The sequence below is a fragment of the Microbispora sp. H10885 genome (genome assembly GCF_014161415.1).
GTDB classification, from domain to species: Bacteria; Actinomycetota; Actinomycetes; order Streptosporangiales; family Streptosporangiaceae; genus Microbispora; species Microbispora triticiradicis.
Genome location: NZ_JABBWY010000005.1, coordinates 255,072 through 270,936, shown reverse-complemented (window position 1 = coordinate 270,936; position 15,865 = coordinate 255,072). Strand labels below are relative to the sequence as shown.

Sequence of the window (15,865 nt, the reverse complement as noted above, 5' to 3'; positions counted from 1 at the left end):
AGGCGATCAACCGGGTGATCACGGGCGATATCGGGGTGAGTCTCGCGGCAGGACTGGCCAGAGGACTGGCGGGAAGACCGGCAGGAGGCTCAGAGGGCGCTGGAGTGCCGCACGGCGGCCGGGTCCGCGTCCGGGTCGGCGTCAGGGTCGGCGTCCGGCCCGGCGGCCCGCGCCTCCCGCCTGCGCAGCAGCGCCCAGCCGCCGAGCGCGAGCCCGCCCCACGGGATCTCGATCGTGTACGTCCAGAAGCCGAACAGCACGGCCGCGGCGGTGGCCCCGCCCGCGGGCTGGCCGAACGCCCCGATCAGCAGGGTGGCGACGCCGCCCTCCATGATCCCCGCCCCGCTGGGCGTGACGAGGGCGGTGGTGAGGACGCGGCTCAGCGCGAACACGGCGACGGTCTCGGCCGGCCCCGGGTAGGAGTCGGTGGCGACCATGCAGGCGGCCATGATGAGGCACTGCAGCGACAGGAACGCGACCATCCCCAGCGACAGCCCGGCCCACCGGGTGTGGATGATCCCGGCCGTGTCCCTGCGCAGCCGCTCGATGGCCGCCGACGCCGCGTGCTCGGCCGGGCGGAACCGCCGGGGCGCGAGCCGTACGAGCCGGTCGAGCGCACGGCCGAGCAGGGCGGCGGCGCGGTCCCAGTAGAGGGCGGCCGCCACCACGGCCACCAGCGCGAGGATCGAGACCGCGCCGGCCCAGCCCGCCTTGGCGACGGTGGGGTTGGTGGCCTTGCCCGCGATCAGCAGGCAGGCGATCCCCACGGCGGGCAGGATGAACCGGAACAGCGAGTTCCAGATGCCGGTGACCAGCGTGTAGACGACGATCGGCCGGTTCGCGAAGCCCCAGCCGCGGGTCATGCCGAACGTCAGGGCCACCCCGGCCGCGCCGCCGAACGGCAGCAGGTTGCTGACCGCGCTGCCGGCCGCGTTGAGCGTGAGCGCCTGCGGGTGGGTGAGGCCGGGCAGGGCGGAGGTCATCACGTACGTGTACGCATACAGGCTGGCCAGCCAGAGCAGGGTCATCAGCGCGATGGTCTGCCAGCCGAGGCCGCCGAACCGCAGGCCGATCTCGTGCCAGCTCACGGTCGCGCCGGTCAGCGTGTGCACGATCTGCGGCAGGTAGACCACCAGGGCCACGGCGAGCCCGAGCGACACCGTGGACAGCGCGATCTGCAGCCACTTCCTGTTCACCCGCGAATGCCCCCAGTCCGGTCTCCGGTCGCCTTCAGTCTGCCGGGCCGCGAGACCGCCCGGCTCCTCCTCACGGAGGATCACGTCCCCTAGGGGGAGTCGAACGGATGCCTGAGGCGGGTGCCTCTGGGCAGCCCCCGGCGGACGAACCACTCGGTGCCGAAGACGAAGCGGTAGGCGGGACCGGGGATCCTGAGCATGGCGCCCAGTGTGCGGTCGCCGTCACCGCCGGTCGCCTGGCTGGCGTGGGCCGCCATCGACGCGCGCTTCGCCTTCGCGTACCTGCGTACGCTGACCCGGTGGGTGATCGCGTCGCGCGGGGAGTAGGCCCGCTCGAAGCTCCGCACGTCGATCGCCGGGTAGAACCTGGCGGCCAGCCGTACGCCCCTGAGTAGCAGGTCGCGGTCGACCGTCGCCTCCAGCACGATGGGCGTGCCGGCGATCTCGGCGGCCCGGCTGCCGACCCGGTAGACCTGCACGTGGTCGGGGTGGCCGTAGCCCCCCGCCGGGTCGTAGATCGTGAGCAGGTCGGCGGCCTCCTCCTTGAGCACCGAGGCCAGCCGTTGCGCCGCGTCCTCGACGTCGGCGTCGATGAACGCGTTGTCGGGCCGGTCGTCGGCCACGCCGCCGTCGATCGCCAGGCCGGAGTCGCCGTAGCCGAGCAGCACGACCCGGGCGCAGCCGAGGGCCGCGGCCGAGCGGTACAGCTCGTCCATTCTGGTCCTGCCCAGTTCCTCGCCCCTGGGCAGTTCGGCGAGGCCGCGCTCTCCGGCGGTCGCGACGACGAGCACCACCCGGTGTCCCTCGTCGGCCAGCATCGCCATGGTTCCGGCCGTCAGCAGCGCCTCGTCGTCGGGATGGGCGTGGAAGAACACCGCTGTGCTCATCGCGCCCCACGGAACGTTGTCATAGTGTGCTCCACCACGTGTCGTCCTCGTGCCATGATCCCACGTGGTCCGCGTCCCGCGACGCCACCCCTGCCGGGGAGCGGCCGGTTTGATGGGCATCGCGCGCTCTGTCAGGCTGACCCGGTGAGGATTCTCCACGTCAGCGACTGCTACCTGCCGCGGCTCGGAGGCATCGAGGTGCAGGTCGCGGATCTCGTCAGGGCGCAGCGTGAGGCGGGCCACCAGGTGGAGGTGGTGACGGCGACGCCGGGGGAGCCGCTGCCCGGCGTACACCGGGTGGTCGCGAACCTCCCGTTCGACCTGCCGGTGCACCCGCGCGGGACCGCCCACCTGCTCCGGATCATGGCGAGCGGGCGGTACGACGTCGCGCACGTCCACACCGGGGCCGTCTCGCCGTTCGCGTGGATGGGGGTGCGGGCGGCGGTGCGGGCCGGGCTTCCGGTGGTCGCGACCGTGCACAGCATGTGGGACCCGGTCACCCGGGGGATGTACCGGGCGCTGCAGGGCGCCTTCGGCTGGCGGCGCTGGGGGCTGGTCGTCAGCGCGGTCAGCGAGGCCGCCGCCCGGCCCATCCGCGACGTGGCGGGTCCGCGCGTGCCGGTGCAGGTCGTCTCGAACGGGCTCGACGTGACCTCCTGGCGGCCCGGCCCGGCGGACGGGCTGGTCGACGGGCCCGTGGACGGCCCGGTGGACGGCTTGGCGGACGGGGCCGTGCACGTGGTCGCGGTGGGCAGGCTGGCGCCGCGCAAGCAGCCGCTGCGGCTGCTCAAGCTGCTGGAGGCGGCGCGTGCGCGGGTGCCGGGGGACATCGCGATGCGCGCGACGATCGTGGGGGACGGCCCCGCCCGCGGGCGGATGGAGCGTTATCTGCGGGAGCGGCGGATGGGCTGGGTGTCCCTGCCGGGCAGGTACACACGGGAGCAGATCAGGGCGTTGCTGGCCGCGGCCGACGTGTTCGTCGCCCCGGCCCCGCGCGAGTCGTTCGGGCTGGCCGCGCTGGAGGCCCGCGCGGCCGGGGTGCCGGTCGTGGCACGGGCGCAGAGCGGCGTGGCCGACTTCGTCAGTCCCGGCAAGGAGGGCCTGCTGGGCCGTACCTTCGACGACCTGGTGGCCTCGGTCGTCCGGCTGACCCGCGACTCCGCCCTGCGGCAGTCGATCGCCGAGCACAACCGGGAGACCGAGCCGGTCAGGTGTTCCTGGCCCGCGGTGCTGGAGGGCTTCGCCCGCTGCTACGAGCTGGCCAGGGGCTGACCGAAGCCGCGTTCAGAACGGGAGGACCCTTCCCGAGGGGGTGCGCAGGTCGACCGGGGCTGGCGTTCTCGGCGGCCGCGGTCGCTGCACGATCTGCACCTTCTTCATCCGGCCCTCCTTTCGGCGGTGTCCGCTCGGCTGGTGCCGTCATGATTCCCATGATTTGGCCAGGATTACCCTCCGTGCGTCAGTTCTTGTTCTTGTAACATCCGCCGTCCGGTCACCCCGGCGTCTCCCGCCGCCGCGGAGGGCCTGGCGCGGGCCGGGGCCGGGGATGTGAACGCTCACTCACCGGCGGGCGGCTCGTGATCTATCTGATAAGGACGGGGTGCTCGATTTGGCGCCGATTAGCGAGCGCCGTCTCGATGTGCTGTTCCATGGCCCGCGCGCGATCGTGATCACCCTGCCGGGAGCTGGCGGAGGCGAGATCGCGAACCACCCGCAGCACCGCCGCCGCGACTTCCTGCAGATGTGTTTCCCGGTGCCAGTTCCCGCTGAGCGGGTCCAGGCCGAGGACATTCAGCATGGCCCGGGCCGAGCGGCATTCCCGCGCCGCCCTCTCGCGGTCTCCGGCGGCCAGCGCGGCGTTGCCGTCGGCCACCGCCGCGTGGACGGCGGCCAGGGCCTGCGGCACGTTCAGGTCGCTGTCCATCGCCGCGCTGAACTGCGCGGGAAGGGGGGAGGGAAGGGGAGCGGCGGCGTCGGAGCCCACCCGCATCACGAACCTCTCGACGCGCCGGTAGGCCGCGGCCGCCTCGTCCAGGGCGTCGAGGCTGAATTCCACCGGAGACCGGTAATGGGCGGCCGCCAGGTAATAGCGGAGTTCGGCCGGCCGTACGCGGTCGAGCAGGGCCGGGAGGGCCAGCGGGTTGCGCAGGTGTTTACGCACTTTCTCGCCGCCCTGGGTGACCGGTCCGTTATGCAGCCAGAATCGCGCGAACGCGTCTCCGGCGGCCCGTGACTGGGCCATCTCGTTCTCGTGGTGCGGGAATATGAGATTGGCTCCGCCGCCGTGGATGTCGAATTCCGTGCCGAGATATCGGCGGGCCATCGCGGAACATTCCAGATGCCACCCCGGGCGCCCCTCGCCCCAGGGTGAGTGCCACACCGGCTCGCCGGGCTTGGCGCTCTTCCACAACGCGAAATCGCGAGGGTCGCGTTTTCCGCGTTCGTGTTCCTCGGCCGCCCGGAGATGCCGGGCCTGCTGCCGCGAAAGGGACCCGTAGTGTGGATAGGAGTCGACCGAGAAATAGACGTTGCCGTCGGCCTCGTAGGCGTGCCCGGCCGCCACGAGCTCCTCGATCATCTCGACCATCTCGGGGATGTGCCCGGTCGCCCGTGGCTCCACGCTGGGAGGAAGGCAGCCCAGGGCGGCGTAGGCGCGGACGAAGGCGCGGTGCACGGGATCGGTGATCCGCCACCAGGGAATTCCCTCGGAAAGTGACCTGCCGATTATCTTGTCTTCGATGTCGGTGACGTTACGGCAGAGCAGGACCTCGTATCCGCTGCTTTTCAGCCAGCGGTGCAGAATATCGAAGTTCACCTGCGACCTGAGCTGTCCCACATGCGGCGGAACGACGACGGTGGGGCCGCAGAGATAAATCGACACCTTTCCGGGAATTCGGGGGACGAAATCGCGGACGGCGCGGCGATGCGTATCGTAAAGGCGAAGACCCACCTAGCCGAGGGTAAGCGACTTATCCGCTCGCTGTCGATAGTGCGGGCCGACCCGGGTTCGCACACCGGGAAATGTCGATTGTGAGGGCGGGTGAGGGTGGGGGAATAAGGACGTCTCGCCCGCTCGTTGCCGCTGCCATGGAGCCGACGAAACGGGGCCGTGTCCGGGTGGAGCCGACGGCCAAGCGCGTGCGCGTCTATGTCGAGGGGCTGCCGGTGGCCGACACCACTCGCGCCCTGCTGGTCTGGGAGGTTCCCTACTACCCGACGTACTACTTCCCGGTGGAGGACGTCCGCATGGACGCGCTCAAGGCCACCGGCGAGACGCGGCACTCGCCGAGCAGGGGCGACGCGCCGGTCCACGACGTGGCCGGCAGGCCGGGCGCCGCCGTTGTCCACGGCGACGACGCGCCGCTGCCGGAGATCCGCGGGTACGTCCGCTTCGACTGGGACGCGATGGACAACTGGTTCGAGGAGGACGAGGAGGTCTTCGTCCACGCCCGCGACCCCTACACCCGGGTGGACGTCCTGGCCGCTTCGCGCCACGTCCGGGTGGAGGTGGAGGGCGTCACCGTCGCCGACTCGCGCAGTCCCCGCATCCTGTTCGAGACCGGCCTGCCCCCGCGGTACTACCTGCCCAAGACCGACGTGCGGCTGGACCTGCTGCGGCCGTCGGAGACCGTGACGCGCTGCCCGTACAAGGGGCGGGCGGAGTACTGGTCGGTCGGCGAGGACGAGCAGGGCAGGGACCTCGTCTGGTCCTATCCCACCCCGCTCCCGGAGTCCCAGAAGATCGCCGGACTGGTCGCCTTCTACGACGAGAAGGTGGACGTCTACATCGACGGCGTTCTCCAGCCCCGCCCGAAGACCAAGTTCGCCTGACCCGGCACGGCGGGCGGGGTGCTGGTCCGGCCGGACGGGACCGTCGCGCGGGCGGGGGACCGCTGCGCCGGGGGCCGGCCCGGCCGGCGCGCCGTCCCACTGGTTCGTCCCCGCGGTGCCGTCCGGCCGGCGTCGGGTCAGCGTCGGGTCAGCGTCGGGTCAGCGGCGGATGACGTGCAGGACGCTGGCGATGCGCTCGGCGGCGGTGACGACGTCCGAGGCGTGGCCGATGCGGCCCGCCCAGGACAGCCAGTACCACCACTCGCCGTCGCTGGCGTTGGACGCCAGCACGTCCTCGGCCATCGTGGGCTCCATGGGGTTGATGACACGCAGACGCGGGTAGAGGCCTGCCGGCGCAGTCAGGCGTACCTGGAACGAGTGAGCCTCGAGCTGGGCCGCGAGCCGCTCCAGATGGTCCATCGCCGCACTTCGGTCTACCGTCGTCATCGTCGCCTCCGGGGAACGTCAGGACCTATCACCGGAAAGGGTGAACCCGCTACGACACACCGGCAATCGTCCGGATCCCGCGAAACCGCGCAATAACCAGGGAACTCACCCCGATTCCGTGGAACGCACACGGGTTCCCGGCCACGAACGCATAACAGTCGCGGGGGGTTGGGTGCCTGCTCCTTTACGTTGGGGAAACAACCGTAAACGGGGACTCTGCACAAACGGAGGGCGTGTCCATGGCCCGCGGAGAGCACTCACCCGCTTGCGCGCGACGCTGGCGCGAACAGGCGCAGATACGGCAGTGGACGCTGTGGCAGACCGTCCAGGCGATCCACGGGTGCTGCGGCGTGAGCCTGCTGAAGGCCCACCGGCTCGGGCGCGGCTGGTCGGCCCGGCAGGCCATCGAGGAGCTGGAGCACCTGTGTGACCAGCAGGACCTCGGGCACCCGCACGCGAGCATCGACCTGCTGAACGCCTGGGAGAACAACCGGGCCCGCCCCCGCCCGCAGACGATCGACCTGCTGGCCCGTTTGTACCGTGCCAACGCCGTGCGGCTCGGCCTCGCCGCCGACTACTGCGAGGACACGGGCGGGCAGCGGATCGTCGTCGTGGGGCCCGGACAGACCGGCGAGCAGGCCCGCACCGAGGACCTCACCGCCGACGACGCCGAGCGCCGGGCGCTGTTCCACCAGGCGATGCTGCTGGGCACGCCGAACGGCCGGTTCTTCGCCGAGGTCGAGGGCATCCGTCACGAGCTCGACCGCACCCTCGCCCTGGGCACGGTGAACGAGGACCAGCTCGACCGGCTGGACGAGCAGGTCCTGCGTTACCGCCGTGAGTACATGACCACCCCGCCGATGCCCATGCTCTGCCGCGTCATGCTGGAGATCTCCGACGTGCGCCGGCTGAGCGCCGCCCGCCAGCCGTCCTCGGTTCAGCGCCGCCTGCTCACCGCGACCACGATGCTCACCCTGCTCGCCGCCGACGCGCTGATGAAGCTGGGCGACACGCGCCAGGCCCACGCGTGGTACGGCACCGCCCGCGCCGCCTCCGACGACGTGGGCGACCTGCGGCTGCGCGCGCTGGTCCGCGCCCAGCAGACGATGCTCCTCTACTACTACGGCGACCTGAACGAGACCGTCCGGCTGGCCCGCGAGGCGCGGATGCTGGCCGGCTCGGCGCCCAGCTCCCCGGCGGCGCTGGCGGCGGCGGCCGAGGCCCGCGCGCTGGCCAGGATGGGAGACGGCAAGGCGGCCAGGATCGCGCTCGCCGAGGCCGAGCAGATCTTCGCCCGGATGCGCGGCATGAGCCAGGACGACCTGGCCTTCGTCTTCACCGAGAAGCGGATGACCTTCTACCGCACCGGGACCCTGATCGAGCTGGGGGACGCCCAGAAGATCCAGGGGATGGACACGTTCCCGCCGGGCTTCCAGACGATCGACCCGGCGCTGATCCTGCTCGACCAGGCGAGCCACCTCGCGAGGACCGGCGACCACGAGGAGGCCTGCCGGATCGCGGCCGAGGCGCTGCGGCAGGTGCCGGCCGAGCACCGCACCTCGATCGTGGTGACGCGGGCCAGGGCTCTGCTCGCGGACGCCGATCCCGCTCTGCCCGCCGTGCGGCGCCTGCGGCAGGTGCTGGCCGAGTCGTCGCCCGCGCTCGTGCTGAGCGGGCTGTTCCCGTCCGCAGAGAACGCCTGACGCCGTCGTGAGGACCTCCGGCATGAGGATCATGGAACGCCCGTCGCTGGCCGAGGAGGCGTTCGAGGTCCTGCGCGAGGTCTGCGCGCGGATCGGCGTGGACGCGCGCGGCGCGCAACTCATGCGGCTGCGCAGCAACGCCGTCTTCAAGCTGCGCGCGAACGCCGCCGGTGGCGGCGCGGCGGCCGGGGAGATGGTGGTGCGGATCGCGACGGCGCCGGACGCGCTGACCCGCCTGCCGGTGGTCCTGGCGGTCGCCCGCTGGCTCGCCGACCGGGGCTTCCCGACCGTGCGGCCGGTCGACGAGATTCCCGGCCAGCCCATCGTCCACGAGGGCCGCGCGGTGACCTTCTGGCGGTACGTCCCCTCCTGGGGCCGTCCGACCACCCGGCAACTCGGCCGGGTGCTGCGCAGCCTCCACCGTGAGCCGGTGCCGCCGATGGGGCTGCGGGCGCTCACCGACCCGCTCGCCGAGGTGCGGCACGCCGTGGAGCAGCGGGCCGAGGTGCTCACCCCCGGGCAGCGCTCCTGGCTGAGAGACCGCATCGAGGAGCTCACCGGGCGCTGGCGCGACCTGGACACCGGCGCGCCGGTGCTGCTGCACGGCGACGCGTGGATCGACAACCTGCTGCGCCGCCAGGACGGGCACGTCGTGCTGTGCGACTGGGACGGCGTGGCCGTCGGGCCGCGCGAGTGGGACCTGGTGCACACCTATCACGGGCAGCGCCGCTTCGGGCTGTCGACGGACGACGTGGACGGCTTCGCCCACGCGTACGGCTCCGACCTTCGGCAGTGGCCGGGCTACGGCACGCTCATGGAGGTGCGGGACATGTACGCCGTGGGCATCCACATCCGCAACGCCGCCGGAGACCCGTTCTCCCGCCAGGAGCTGCCCCGCCGGCTCGACTCGCTCACGCGCGGTGACGGCCACGCCCGCTGGTACATGGCGGCACCGGCATAGCCTCAGGTAATCGCGGGTACTGTCCGTACAGGCTGTGAGTGTCGCAGTGGACGATTTCCAAAAACGTGGTCTGTGAAAAGCGCACCCGGGTTGTTCCCGGCGGCGGGCGTGCGTGCCATTCCAGCGTCCCACGCGGATGGGCGACGATTCCGCTACGCAGCCTCATGCTCCCGACCTGGGAACATGGTGCGGCTTCCAAGAAGGAGAAGCAGTTGTCTGAAGGCACTGTCAAGTGGTTCAACTCGGAAAAGGGCTTCGGTTTCATCGCTCCGGACGACGGCACCGCTGACGTGTTCGTTCATTATTCGGCGATAACGTCGAACGGTTATCGTACGCTGGACCAGAACCAGCGGGTCAGTTACGTGACCGTTCAGGGCACCAAGGGACCGCAGGCCGAACAGGTCACGCCGCTGTAGATCGTGACCCTCGGTGACGGTGCGGCAGTGAGCGGCCGCACGGGCGGTACCGCGTCGGCCCGCGCCGTTCCGGCGGCGCGGGCCCGATGTTTTGCCGCTCCTTTGCCGGGAAGCGGGAACGGTCATGAGACTCAGCATGACCTCCGACCTCTGGTGGAAGAACGCGGTCGTGTACTGCCTCGACATCGAGACCTTCGCCGACGGCAACGGCGACGGGATCGGCGACTTCCGGGGCGCGATCCAGCGCATCGACCACCTGGACAGGATGGGTGTCACGTGCATCTGGCTGATGCCGTTCTTCCCGACCCCTGACAAGGACGACGGGTACGACATCACCGACTTCTACAACGTCGACCCGCGCCTGGGGACGCTCGGCGACTTCGTCGAGTTCATGCGGGTGGCCAGGGACCGCGGCATCAGGGTCATCGCCGACCTCGTGGTCAACCACACCTCCGACCAGCATCCCTGGTTCAAGGAGGCGCGTTCCAGCCGGGACTCCCGCTACCGTGACTGGTACATCTGGTCGGACAAGCCGGAGCCGGACGACCCCCAGGGCGTCGTGTTCCCCGACAAGGAGGACAGCCTCTGGGAGTACGACGAGAAGACCGAGCAGTACTACTACCACCGGTTCTACCGGTTCCAGCCCGACCTGAACACGGCCAACCCCGAGGTGCAGGACGAGATCTCCCGCATCCTCGGCTTCTGGATGGAGCTCGGCCTGTCGGGGTTCCGGGTGGACGCCGTGCCGTTCCTCATCGAGCAGGTCACCGACAGCGGTGACGACCTGCCCGACCCGCACGAGTTCTTCGCCTGCCTGCGGGCGTTCCTCAGCCGCCGCGACGGCAGCGCGATCCTGCTCGGCGAGGTCAACCTGCCGTACCCGGACCTCGTGAAGTACTTCGGCAACGACCTCGGCGACGAGCTCACCATGTGCTTCGACTTCATCAGCATGCAGCGGACGTACCTGTCGCTGGCGCGCGAGGACGCCCGGCCGCTCGCCGCCGCGCTGCGGGAGCGGCCCAACCCGCCCAGGGACAGCCAGTGGGCGACGTTCATGCGCAACCACGACGAGCTCACGCTCGACAAGCTCAGCGACTCCGAACGCGAGGAGGTCTTCGCGGCGTTCGGCCCGGACAAGGACATGCAGGTGTTCGGGCGTGGCCTGCGGCGCCGCCTGCCGACGATGCTCGGCGGCGACCTGGAGCGGATCAAGATGGTCTACAGCCTGCTGTTCTCCCTGCCGGGCACACCCGTGCTCTTCTACGGCGAGGAGATCGGCATGGGGGAGAACCTGGAGATCGAGGGCCGTCTCGCCGTACGGACGCCCATGCAGTGGACCCCGCACCGCAACGGCGGCTTCAGCGACGCCGATCCCGCCAAGGTGAGCATTCCCATGCCGAAGGGCGACTTCGGCCCGGAGAAGGTGAACGTCAGCGCCCAGGAACGCGACCCCGACTCGCTCCTGGCGTGGATCACCCGCCTGATCCGGCACTACCGCGACTGCCCCGAGTTCGCCTGGGGGAAGTACACCGTGCTCGACACGGGCGTGGACGCGGTGTTCGCGCACCGCGCGGACTGCGACGGCGAGACGGTCGTCGCCGTGCACAACCTCGGCGACGCCGAGACCGAGGTGGAGCTCACGCTGGAGGGGTTCGACTCGTCGAAGGTGCTGACCGACCTGCTCGTGGACGGCCGGATCGAGATCGACGACTCGGGCAGGGCCGGTTTCCCCATGGGCCGGTACGGCTGCCGCTGGTTCCGGGCCTCCGCCCCCGAGACCGCCCCCGCCGACTCCGCAGACCCTTCCTAGGGGACGCCTCAGGGGCGGCTCCGGTGGATCTCCGATGGGCCGCCGCCATCCCCATGGCCACAGTGAGGAGCCATGGGGATGGTCTTGGGATACACGCTGGTCGCCGCCGGCGCCGCCGTGATGTTCGTGCTTCATCTGACGGCGGGGCTCGACCCGCTGACGGACATGATCAGTGAGTACGCCTTCGCGCCGCACGGCCTGCTGCTGCCCGTCTCGCTGACGCTGCTCGCGGCCGGCTCCGCCGTGCTCGCCGTACGGCTGGCGCGGCTGGACCGGCGCCCGGCCCTGCTGGTCGGCGTGTGGAGCGGCTGCCTGCTGCTGGTCGCCGGGTTCCCGACCGACCGGCCGGGGCTGTCCCTGTCGGTGTCCGGGGGCATCCACCGCTACGCGGCGTTCGCCGCGTTCGTCAGTCTTCCGCTGGCCGGGCTGCTCGTCGCCAGGGCCACCCGGTCGCGGCCGGTCCGGCTGCTGTGCGCGGTCGCGCTCGGGTCGCTCGTCCTGGTGGTCGTGCCGTACGCCCTCCGCGCGCTGGGCCTCGACCCCGGCATGGTGCCCGCCGGTCTCACGCAGCGCCTGACCGTCGTCTCGGAGGTGGCGGCGCTGCTGGTGATGGCGGCCTCAGCCGCCGCAGCTCAGGTACGCGAAGGCGCCGGAGCGGACCTTGTAGGAGTCCCGCACCCGGGTCCGGCCCGTCTCGGTGTCGACCTTCAGGACGGTCACCACGTCGCGGGATCCCCGCGACCGCACCAGGTGCAGGGTCACCTCGTGCCCGCCGGTCCAGTCGATCATGTCGAGCGCGGCGTCCTTCGGCAGGGAGAAGCGGACCGAGCCCGTCGCCTGGTCGGTCGCGACGTCGTAGAAGCGCAGCCTCGCCTTCTCGCCGAGGCCGGTGACGTAGGCGACCGTGCGGTCGTCGGCGGACAGTCCCCATGGGCCGTTGTTGGCCACGATCTGGGGCGGGACGGCGGCGGCCAGTTCGGCGCCCGTGTCGTCGTGGACGGCCAGCCCGATGGTGTTCTCGTCGCCGGCCCGCTGCAGGAGGACGGCCGAGCCGTCCCCGCTGAAGCCCGCGAACCCGTCCGTCCCCGGGGTGGTGCCGGTCGCGCTCGCCCGCGCCACGTCGAACAGGCGGACCCGGGTGTGGCCGTCCCCCGTGGTGTAGCCGAGGGCGAGGCGGTCGCCGTCCTGGGAGAGCTTCAGCCAGGCCGCGTTCATGCCGACGCCGCGCGGCAGCGGATTCCTCGGCATCACGCGGACGCCACCCTGAACCCCGCCGTGGAACTCGCGTACGACGAGCCGGTGGTCGGACTTGCGGAAGTAGGCCACCGACTCGCCGTCGCCGCTGACCGTGAGCGGGGCGCTGTTGGTCCTGTCGGGCCTGCCCTTGGCGGTCAGCGGCCACAGCATGGCGTCCTTGAGCGCGACCCGCCTGCCGTCGAGCAGGTCCAGCCGCCAGGTGTGGCAGGGCGTCGCGGTGCCGTCCTTGCGCGGGCAGGAGTCCACCGACGCGTAGCGGATCGTGTGGTGGATCGTGCCGTGGGAGGCCCGCGCCTGCGCGGCGGCGGCGGTGGCGGGTGCTGCCGCCGGGATGGCCAGTGCCGGGATGGTCAGCACGGTCAGGGCGAGGCCGGTCAGTCCCCGTGTGCGGGTGGGGTGCTGCATGATCATCTCCTTTCCGGGATGTCATGCATTGGACCCGTCCGGGACCCGGCCGGTTCTGTCACGTGTTGATATCGGCCTGCCGGTGGTCGAGGGTCTCCAGCGCGTCCTCGACGGCACGGTGGAAGGTCGGATAGGCGTACATCATGTGCCGCAGCCGTGCGGTGGGGATCTCGTTCTGCACCGCCACCACGAGCGCGCCGAGAACCTCGCCGCCCGCCGGACCGCTGCTGGTGGCGCCGACCAGCACCCCGCGCCGCGCGTCCTCGACCAGCTTGACCAGGCCCTCGTGCCCCGGCCCGTGGATCCAGCCCCGGGCCGAGTCGCCGAGGGCGGCGAACCCCACCCGCACCTCGACGCCGGCCTCCCGGGCCTCCCGCTCGGTCATGCCGACCGCGCCGACCTCCGGGTCGGTGAACGTGACGCGCGGCACCGCGCGGTAGTCGGCGGCGGGCCCGCCCTCGCCGAGGATGTCGCGGGCGGCGATCCTGCCCTGGTAGACGGCGACGTGCGTGTAGGCGCCGCGGCCGGTCACGTCGCCCACCGCCCAGACGCCGTCGCCGGCCCGCATCCGGTCGTCCACCTCGACGAACCGGGCCTTCTCGTCCAGGCCGGCGTTCCCGGCGCCGATCGCCGCCAGGTCGACGCTGCGCCCGGTCGCCACCAGCAGGTGTGCGGCGCGCAGGATCCGGTCGTCGCCGAGCGTCAGGGCGAAGCCGTCGCCGTCGTGCCGCACCCGTTCGACGGCGACGCCGGTGTGCGTCTCGACGCGTTCCCCGGCGAACACGCGGGCCAGCAGCGCGCCCGCCTCCGGCTCCTCGCGGGGCAGCAGGCGGCCGGCGCCCTCCACGATCGTGACCCGGGCGCCGAACCGGGCGAAGACCTGGGCGAGCTCGCAGCCGATAGCTCCGCCGCCGAGCACGATCAGCGACTCGGGCACCCGCCGCGCCACGACGGCGTCCCGGTTGGTCCAGTACGGCGTGCCCTCCAGGCCGTCGATCGGCGGAACGGCGGGAGTGGTGCCGGTGGCGACGACGATCCCCCGCCGGGCACGCAGCCTGCGGCCGTCCACGGTCACCTCGCGCGGGCCGGTGATCCGGCCGCGGCCGCGGACGACCTCGACTCCTGCGCTCTCGAAGTGCTCGGCCCTGTCGGCGTCGCTCCAGTCGTCGGTGCCCTCCCCGGTGATCCGGTCGATCACCGGGGTCCACGCCGGGGTCACCCGGACCGACCCGGCCACACCGGGCACGCGGCGGGCCTCGGCCAGCAGGTCGGCCGCGCGCACCATCATCTTCGAGGGGACGCAGCCCCAGTAGGCGCACTCGCCCCCGATCAGGCCGGCCTCCACGGCGGCCACGCCGAGCCCCGCCTCCGCCAGCCGTCCCGCGACGCCCTCGCCGCCGGGTCCCATGCCGAGCACCACAACGTCGTAGGCCCCGTCTCCAGTCATGCCCGTCCACTGCCCGCGGACGGCCCCTGTGCACGTACGGGAACACTGGGAAAAACGTGAGGAGGGGGCGGGCCGTGACCGGCCCGCCCCCTCCTCACGCGGTCGTCGGGTCGTTCGTCAGATGAGGCCCAGCGCCTTGACGGCGTCGCGCTCCTCCACCAGCTCGCCGACCGAGGCGTCGATCCGCTCGCGGGAGAACGCGTCGATCTCCAGACCCTGGACGATCTCCCAGCGGCCGTTCCTGGACACGACGGGGAAGGACGAGATGAGGCCCTCCGGCACGCCGTACGAGCCGTCGGACGGCACCGCGGCGGAGGTCCAGTCGCCCTCGGGCGTGCCGTTCACCCAGTCGTGCACGTGGTCGATCGCCGCGTTGGCCGCCGACGCGGCCGACGACGCGCCGCGCGCCTCGATGATCGCCGCGCCGCGCTTGGCGACGGTCGGGATGAAGGTGTCGCGCAGCCACTCCTCCTCGACGAGCTCGGCCGCGACCTTGCCGCCGACCTCGGTGTGGAAGAGGTCCGGGTACTGCGTCGCGGAGTGGTTGCCCCAGATCGTCATCTTGCTGATCTCGGTCACCGGGACGCTCAGCTTGCCGGCGAGCTGCGACAGCGCGCGGTTGTGGTCGAGGCGGGTCATCGCGGTGAACCGCTCGGCCGGCACGTCGGGAGCGGCGGACCGCGCGATGAGCGCGTTGGTGTTGGCCGGGTTGCCCACGACGAGCACGCGGATGTCGTCGGCGGCGTTGTCGTTGATGGCCCTGCCCTGCGGGCCGAAGATCCCGCCGTTGGCCTCGAGCAGGTCGCCGCGCTCCATGCCCTTCGTACGGGGGCGGGCGCCGACGAGCAGCGCGACGTTGGCGCCGTCGAAGGCCCGGGCCGGGTCGTCGGAGATCTCGATGCCGCGCAGCAGCGGGAACGCGCAGTCGTCGAGTTCCATCGCCGTGCCCTCGGCCGCCTTCACGGCCTGCGGGATCTCCAGGAGGCTGAGCTTCACCGGGGTGTCGGCCCCGAGAAGCTGGCCCGAGGCGACGCGGAACAGCAGCGCGTAACCGATCTGGCCGGCCGCGCCGGTGACGGTCACTTTGACGGTCATGACGATCCCCATTCGCGATATGTGTGACTCACGGATGCTACCCGCCGGATCCCGTCCCCTCGTGACCAGGTCAGGTTCGTGTCCGGTGCCGTCCGCCCCGGGCGTTCCGCCGGGGCCGCCCGGCGGAACGCCCGGAGGAGGCGGGTTGACGCGCAGTAGGCCCCTGGCCACGCGTTTCACGGATGAATGGGTGAAACTTTCACGTAACACGCAGGCGTCTTCGGGCGTAACGTCACCATGGATGCCCTGTTCGGGCGGCGGGTACACGCCGGGTGGGCTTTCCGTGGCGATGTGGGTCTTGACGGGTCTCTGTACGGCGCCGGGGGTGGTGCCTATGGTTCGTGGGAGCGCTCCCAAGCGCAGAAACCACCGCCAGGAGGACCTTCCCAATGAGATCCACCCCCCGACCG

At 71.6% G+C, this 15,865-nt stretch carries 13 protein-coding genes and 1 pseudogene; 7 read left to right on the top strand and 7 right to left on the bottom strand.

The window, feature by feature from the left end; translation table 11 throughout:
* Window positions 1-89 precede the first annotated feature (89 nt).
* The gene (locus HHX37_RS15350; RefSeq protein ID WP_310740383.1) at window positions 90-1,280 is read right to left on the bottom strand and encodes a lysylphosphatidylglycerol synthase domain-containing protein; all 1,191 of its coding nucleotides are present in this window, start codon (window positions 1,278-1,280) and stop codon (window positions 90-92) included.
* Window positions 1,281-1,285: 5 nt separating this feature from the next.
* On the bottom strand, window positions 1,286-2,083 hold the full coding sequence (locus HHX37_RS15345) for a PIG-L deacetylase family protein (RefSeq protein WP_182873864.1): 798 nt from the start codon (window positions 2,081-2,083) through the stop codon (window positions 1,286-1,288).
* Window positions 2,084-2,227: 144 nt separating this feature from the next.
* Between HHX37_RS15345 and HHX37_RS15340 the strand changes: the two genes are divergently transcribed.
* Window positions 2,228-3,355, top strand: a complete 1,128-nt coding sequence (locus HHX37_RS15340) for a glycosyltransferase family 4 protein (protein ID WP_182881478.1) — start codon at window positions 2,228-2,230, stop codon at window positions 3,353-3,355.
* Between the two features lie 310 nt (window positions 3,356-3,665).
* Here HHX37_RS15340 and cysS read toward each other — a convergent pair whose 3' ends face one another.
* On the bottom strand, window positions 3,666-5,033 hold the full coding sequence (gene cysS / locus HHX37_RS15335) for a cysteine--tRNA ligase (RefSeq protein ID WP_182881479.1): 1,368 nt from the start codon (window positions 5,031-5,033) through the stop codon (window positions 3,666-3,668).
* Between the two features lie 188 nt (window positions 5,034-5,221).
* On the opposite strand from cysS, the gene HHX37_RS15330 reads away from it, so the two are divergent.
* Window positions 5,222-5,914, top strand: coding sequence for a DUF427 domain-containing protein (locus HHX37_RS15330; protein ID WP_310740381.1), 693 nt, complete (start codon window positions 5,222-5,224; stop codon window positions 5,912-5,914).
* A gap of 159 nt (window positions 5,915-6,073) precedes the next feature.
* Here the strand turns inward: HHX37_RS15330 and HHX37_RS15325 are convergent, their stop codons facing one another.
* Window positions 6,074-6,361 carry a hypothetical protein gene (locus HHX37_RS15325; protein ID WP_117408619.1) on the bottom strand — a complete coding sequence of 96 codons (288 nt, stop codon included), beginning with the start codon at window positions 6,359-6,361 and terminating at the stop codon, window positions 6,074-6,076.
* A 239-nt stretch (window positions 6,362-6,600) separates the two neighbouring features.
* Here HHX37_RS15325 and HHX37_RS15320 point away from each other — a divergent pair, with 239 nt between their 5' ends.
* The 5 genes and pseudogenes from HHX37_RS15320 to HHX37_RS38205 all read left to right on the top strand — a co-directional run.
* Window positions 6,601-8,064 (top strand): XRE family transcriptional regulator, encoded by a 1,464-nt coding sequence (locus HHX37_RS15320; RefSeq protein ID WP_117408620.1) that lies wholly within the window; start codon window positions 6,601-6,603, stop codon window positions 8,062-8,064.
* Between the two features lie 22 nt (window positions 8,065-8,086).
* A complete protein-coding gene (locus HHX37_RS15315; protein ID WP_244302188.1) occupies window positions 8,087-9,025 on the top strand; it encodes a phosphotransferase enzyme family protein in 939 nt (312 codons plus the stop codon).
* Between the two features lie 212 nt (window positions 9,026-9,237).
* A complete protein-coding gene (locus tag HHX37_RS15310) occupies window positions 9,238-9,441 on the top strand; it encodes a cold-shock protein (protein ID WP_117408627.1) in 204 nt (67 codons plus the stop codon).
* A gap of 124 nt (window positions 9,442-9,565) precedes the next feature.
* The gene (locus HHX37_RS15305; RefSeq protein ID WP_182885826.1) at window positions 9,566-11,251 is read left to right on the top strand and encodes an alpha-amylase family protein; all 1,686 of its coding nucleotides are present in this window, start codon (window positions 9,566-9,568) and stop codon (window positions 11,249-11,251) included.
* 72 nt (window positions 11,252-11,323) lie between these two features.
* Window positions 11,324-11,809 (top strand): annotated as a pseudogene (locus HHX37_RS38205) (DUF998 domain-containing protein); the annotation flags it as partial.
* 60 nt (window positions 11,810-11,869) lie between these two features.
* Here the strand turns inward: HHX37_RS38205 and HHX37_RS36695 are convergent.
* From HHX37_RS36695 to HHX37_RS15285, 3 genes are all read right to left on the bottom strand, one after another.
* Window positions 11,870-12,913 carry a hypothetical protein gene (locus HHX37_RS36695; protein WP_182885825.1) on the bottom strand — a complete coding sequence of 348 codons (1,044 nt, stop codon included), beginning with the start codon at window positions 12,911-12,913 and terminating at the stop codon, window positions 11,870-11,872.
* A gap of 58 nt (window positions 12,914-12,971) precedes the next feature.
* Window positions 12,972-14,360 (bottom strand): dihydrolipoyl dehydrogenase family protein, encoded by a 1,389-nt coding sequence (locus HHX37_RS15290; RefSeq protein ID WP_182885824.1) that lies wholly within the window; start codon window positions 14,358-14,360, stop codon window positions 12,972-12,974.
* A 117-nt stretch (window positions 14,361-14,477) separates the two neighbouring features.
* A complete protein-coding gene (locus HHX37_RS15285) occupies window positions 14,478-15,455 on the bottom strand; it encodes a malate dehydrogenase (protein WP_117408628.1) in 978 nt (325 codons plus the stop codon).
* Between the last annotated feature and the right edge of the window lie 410 nt (window positions 15,456-15,865).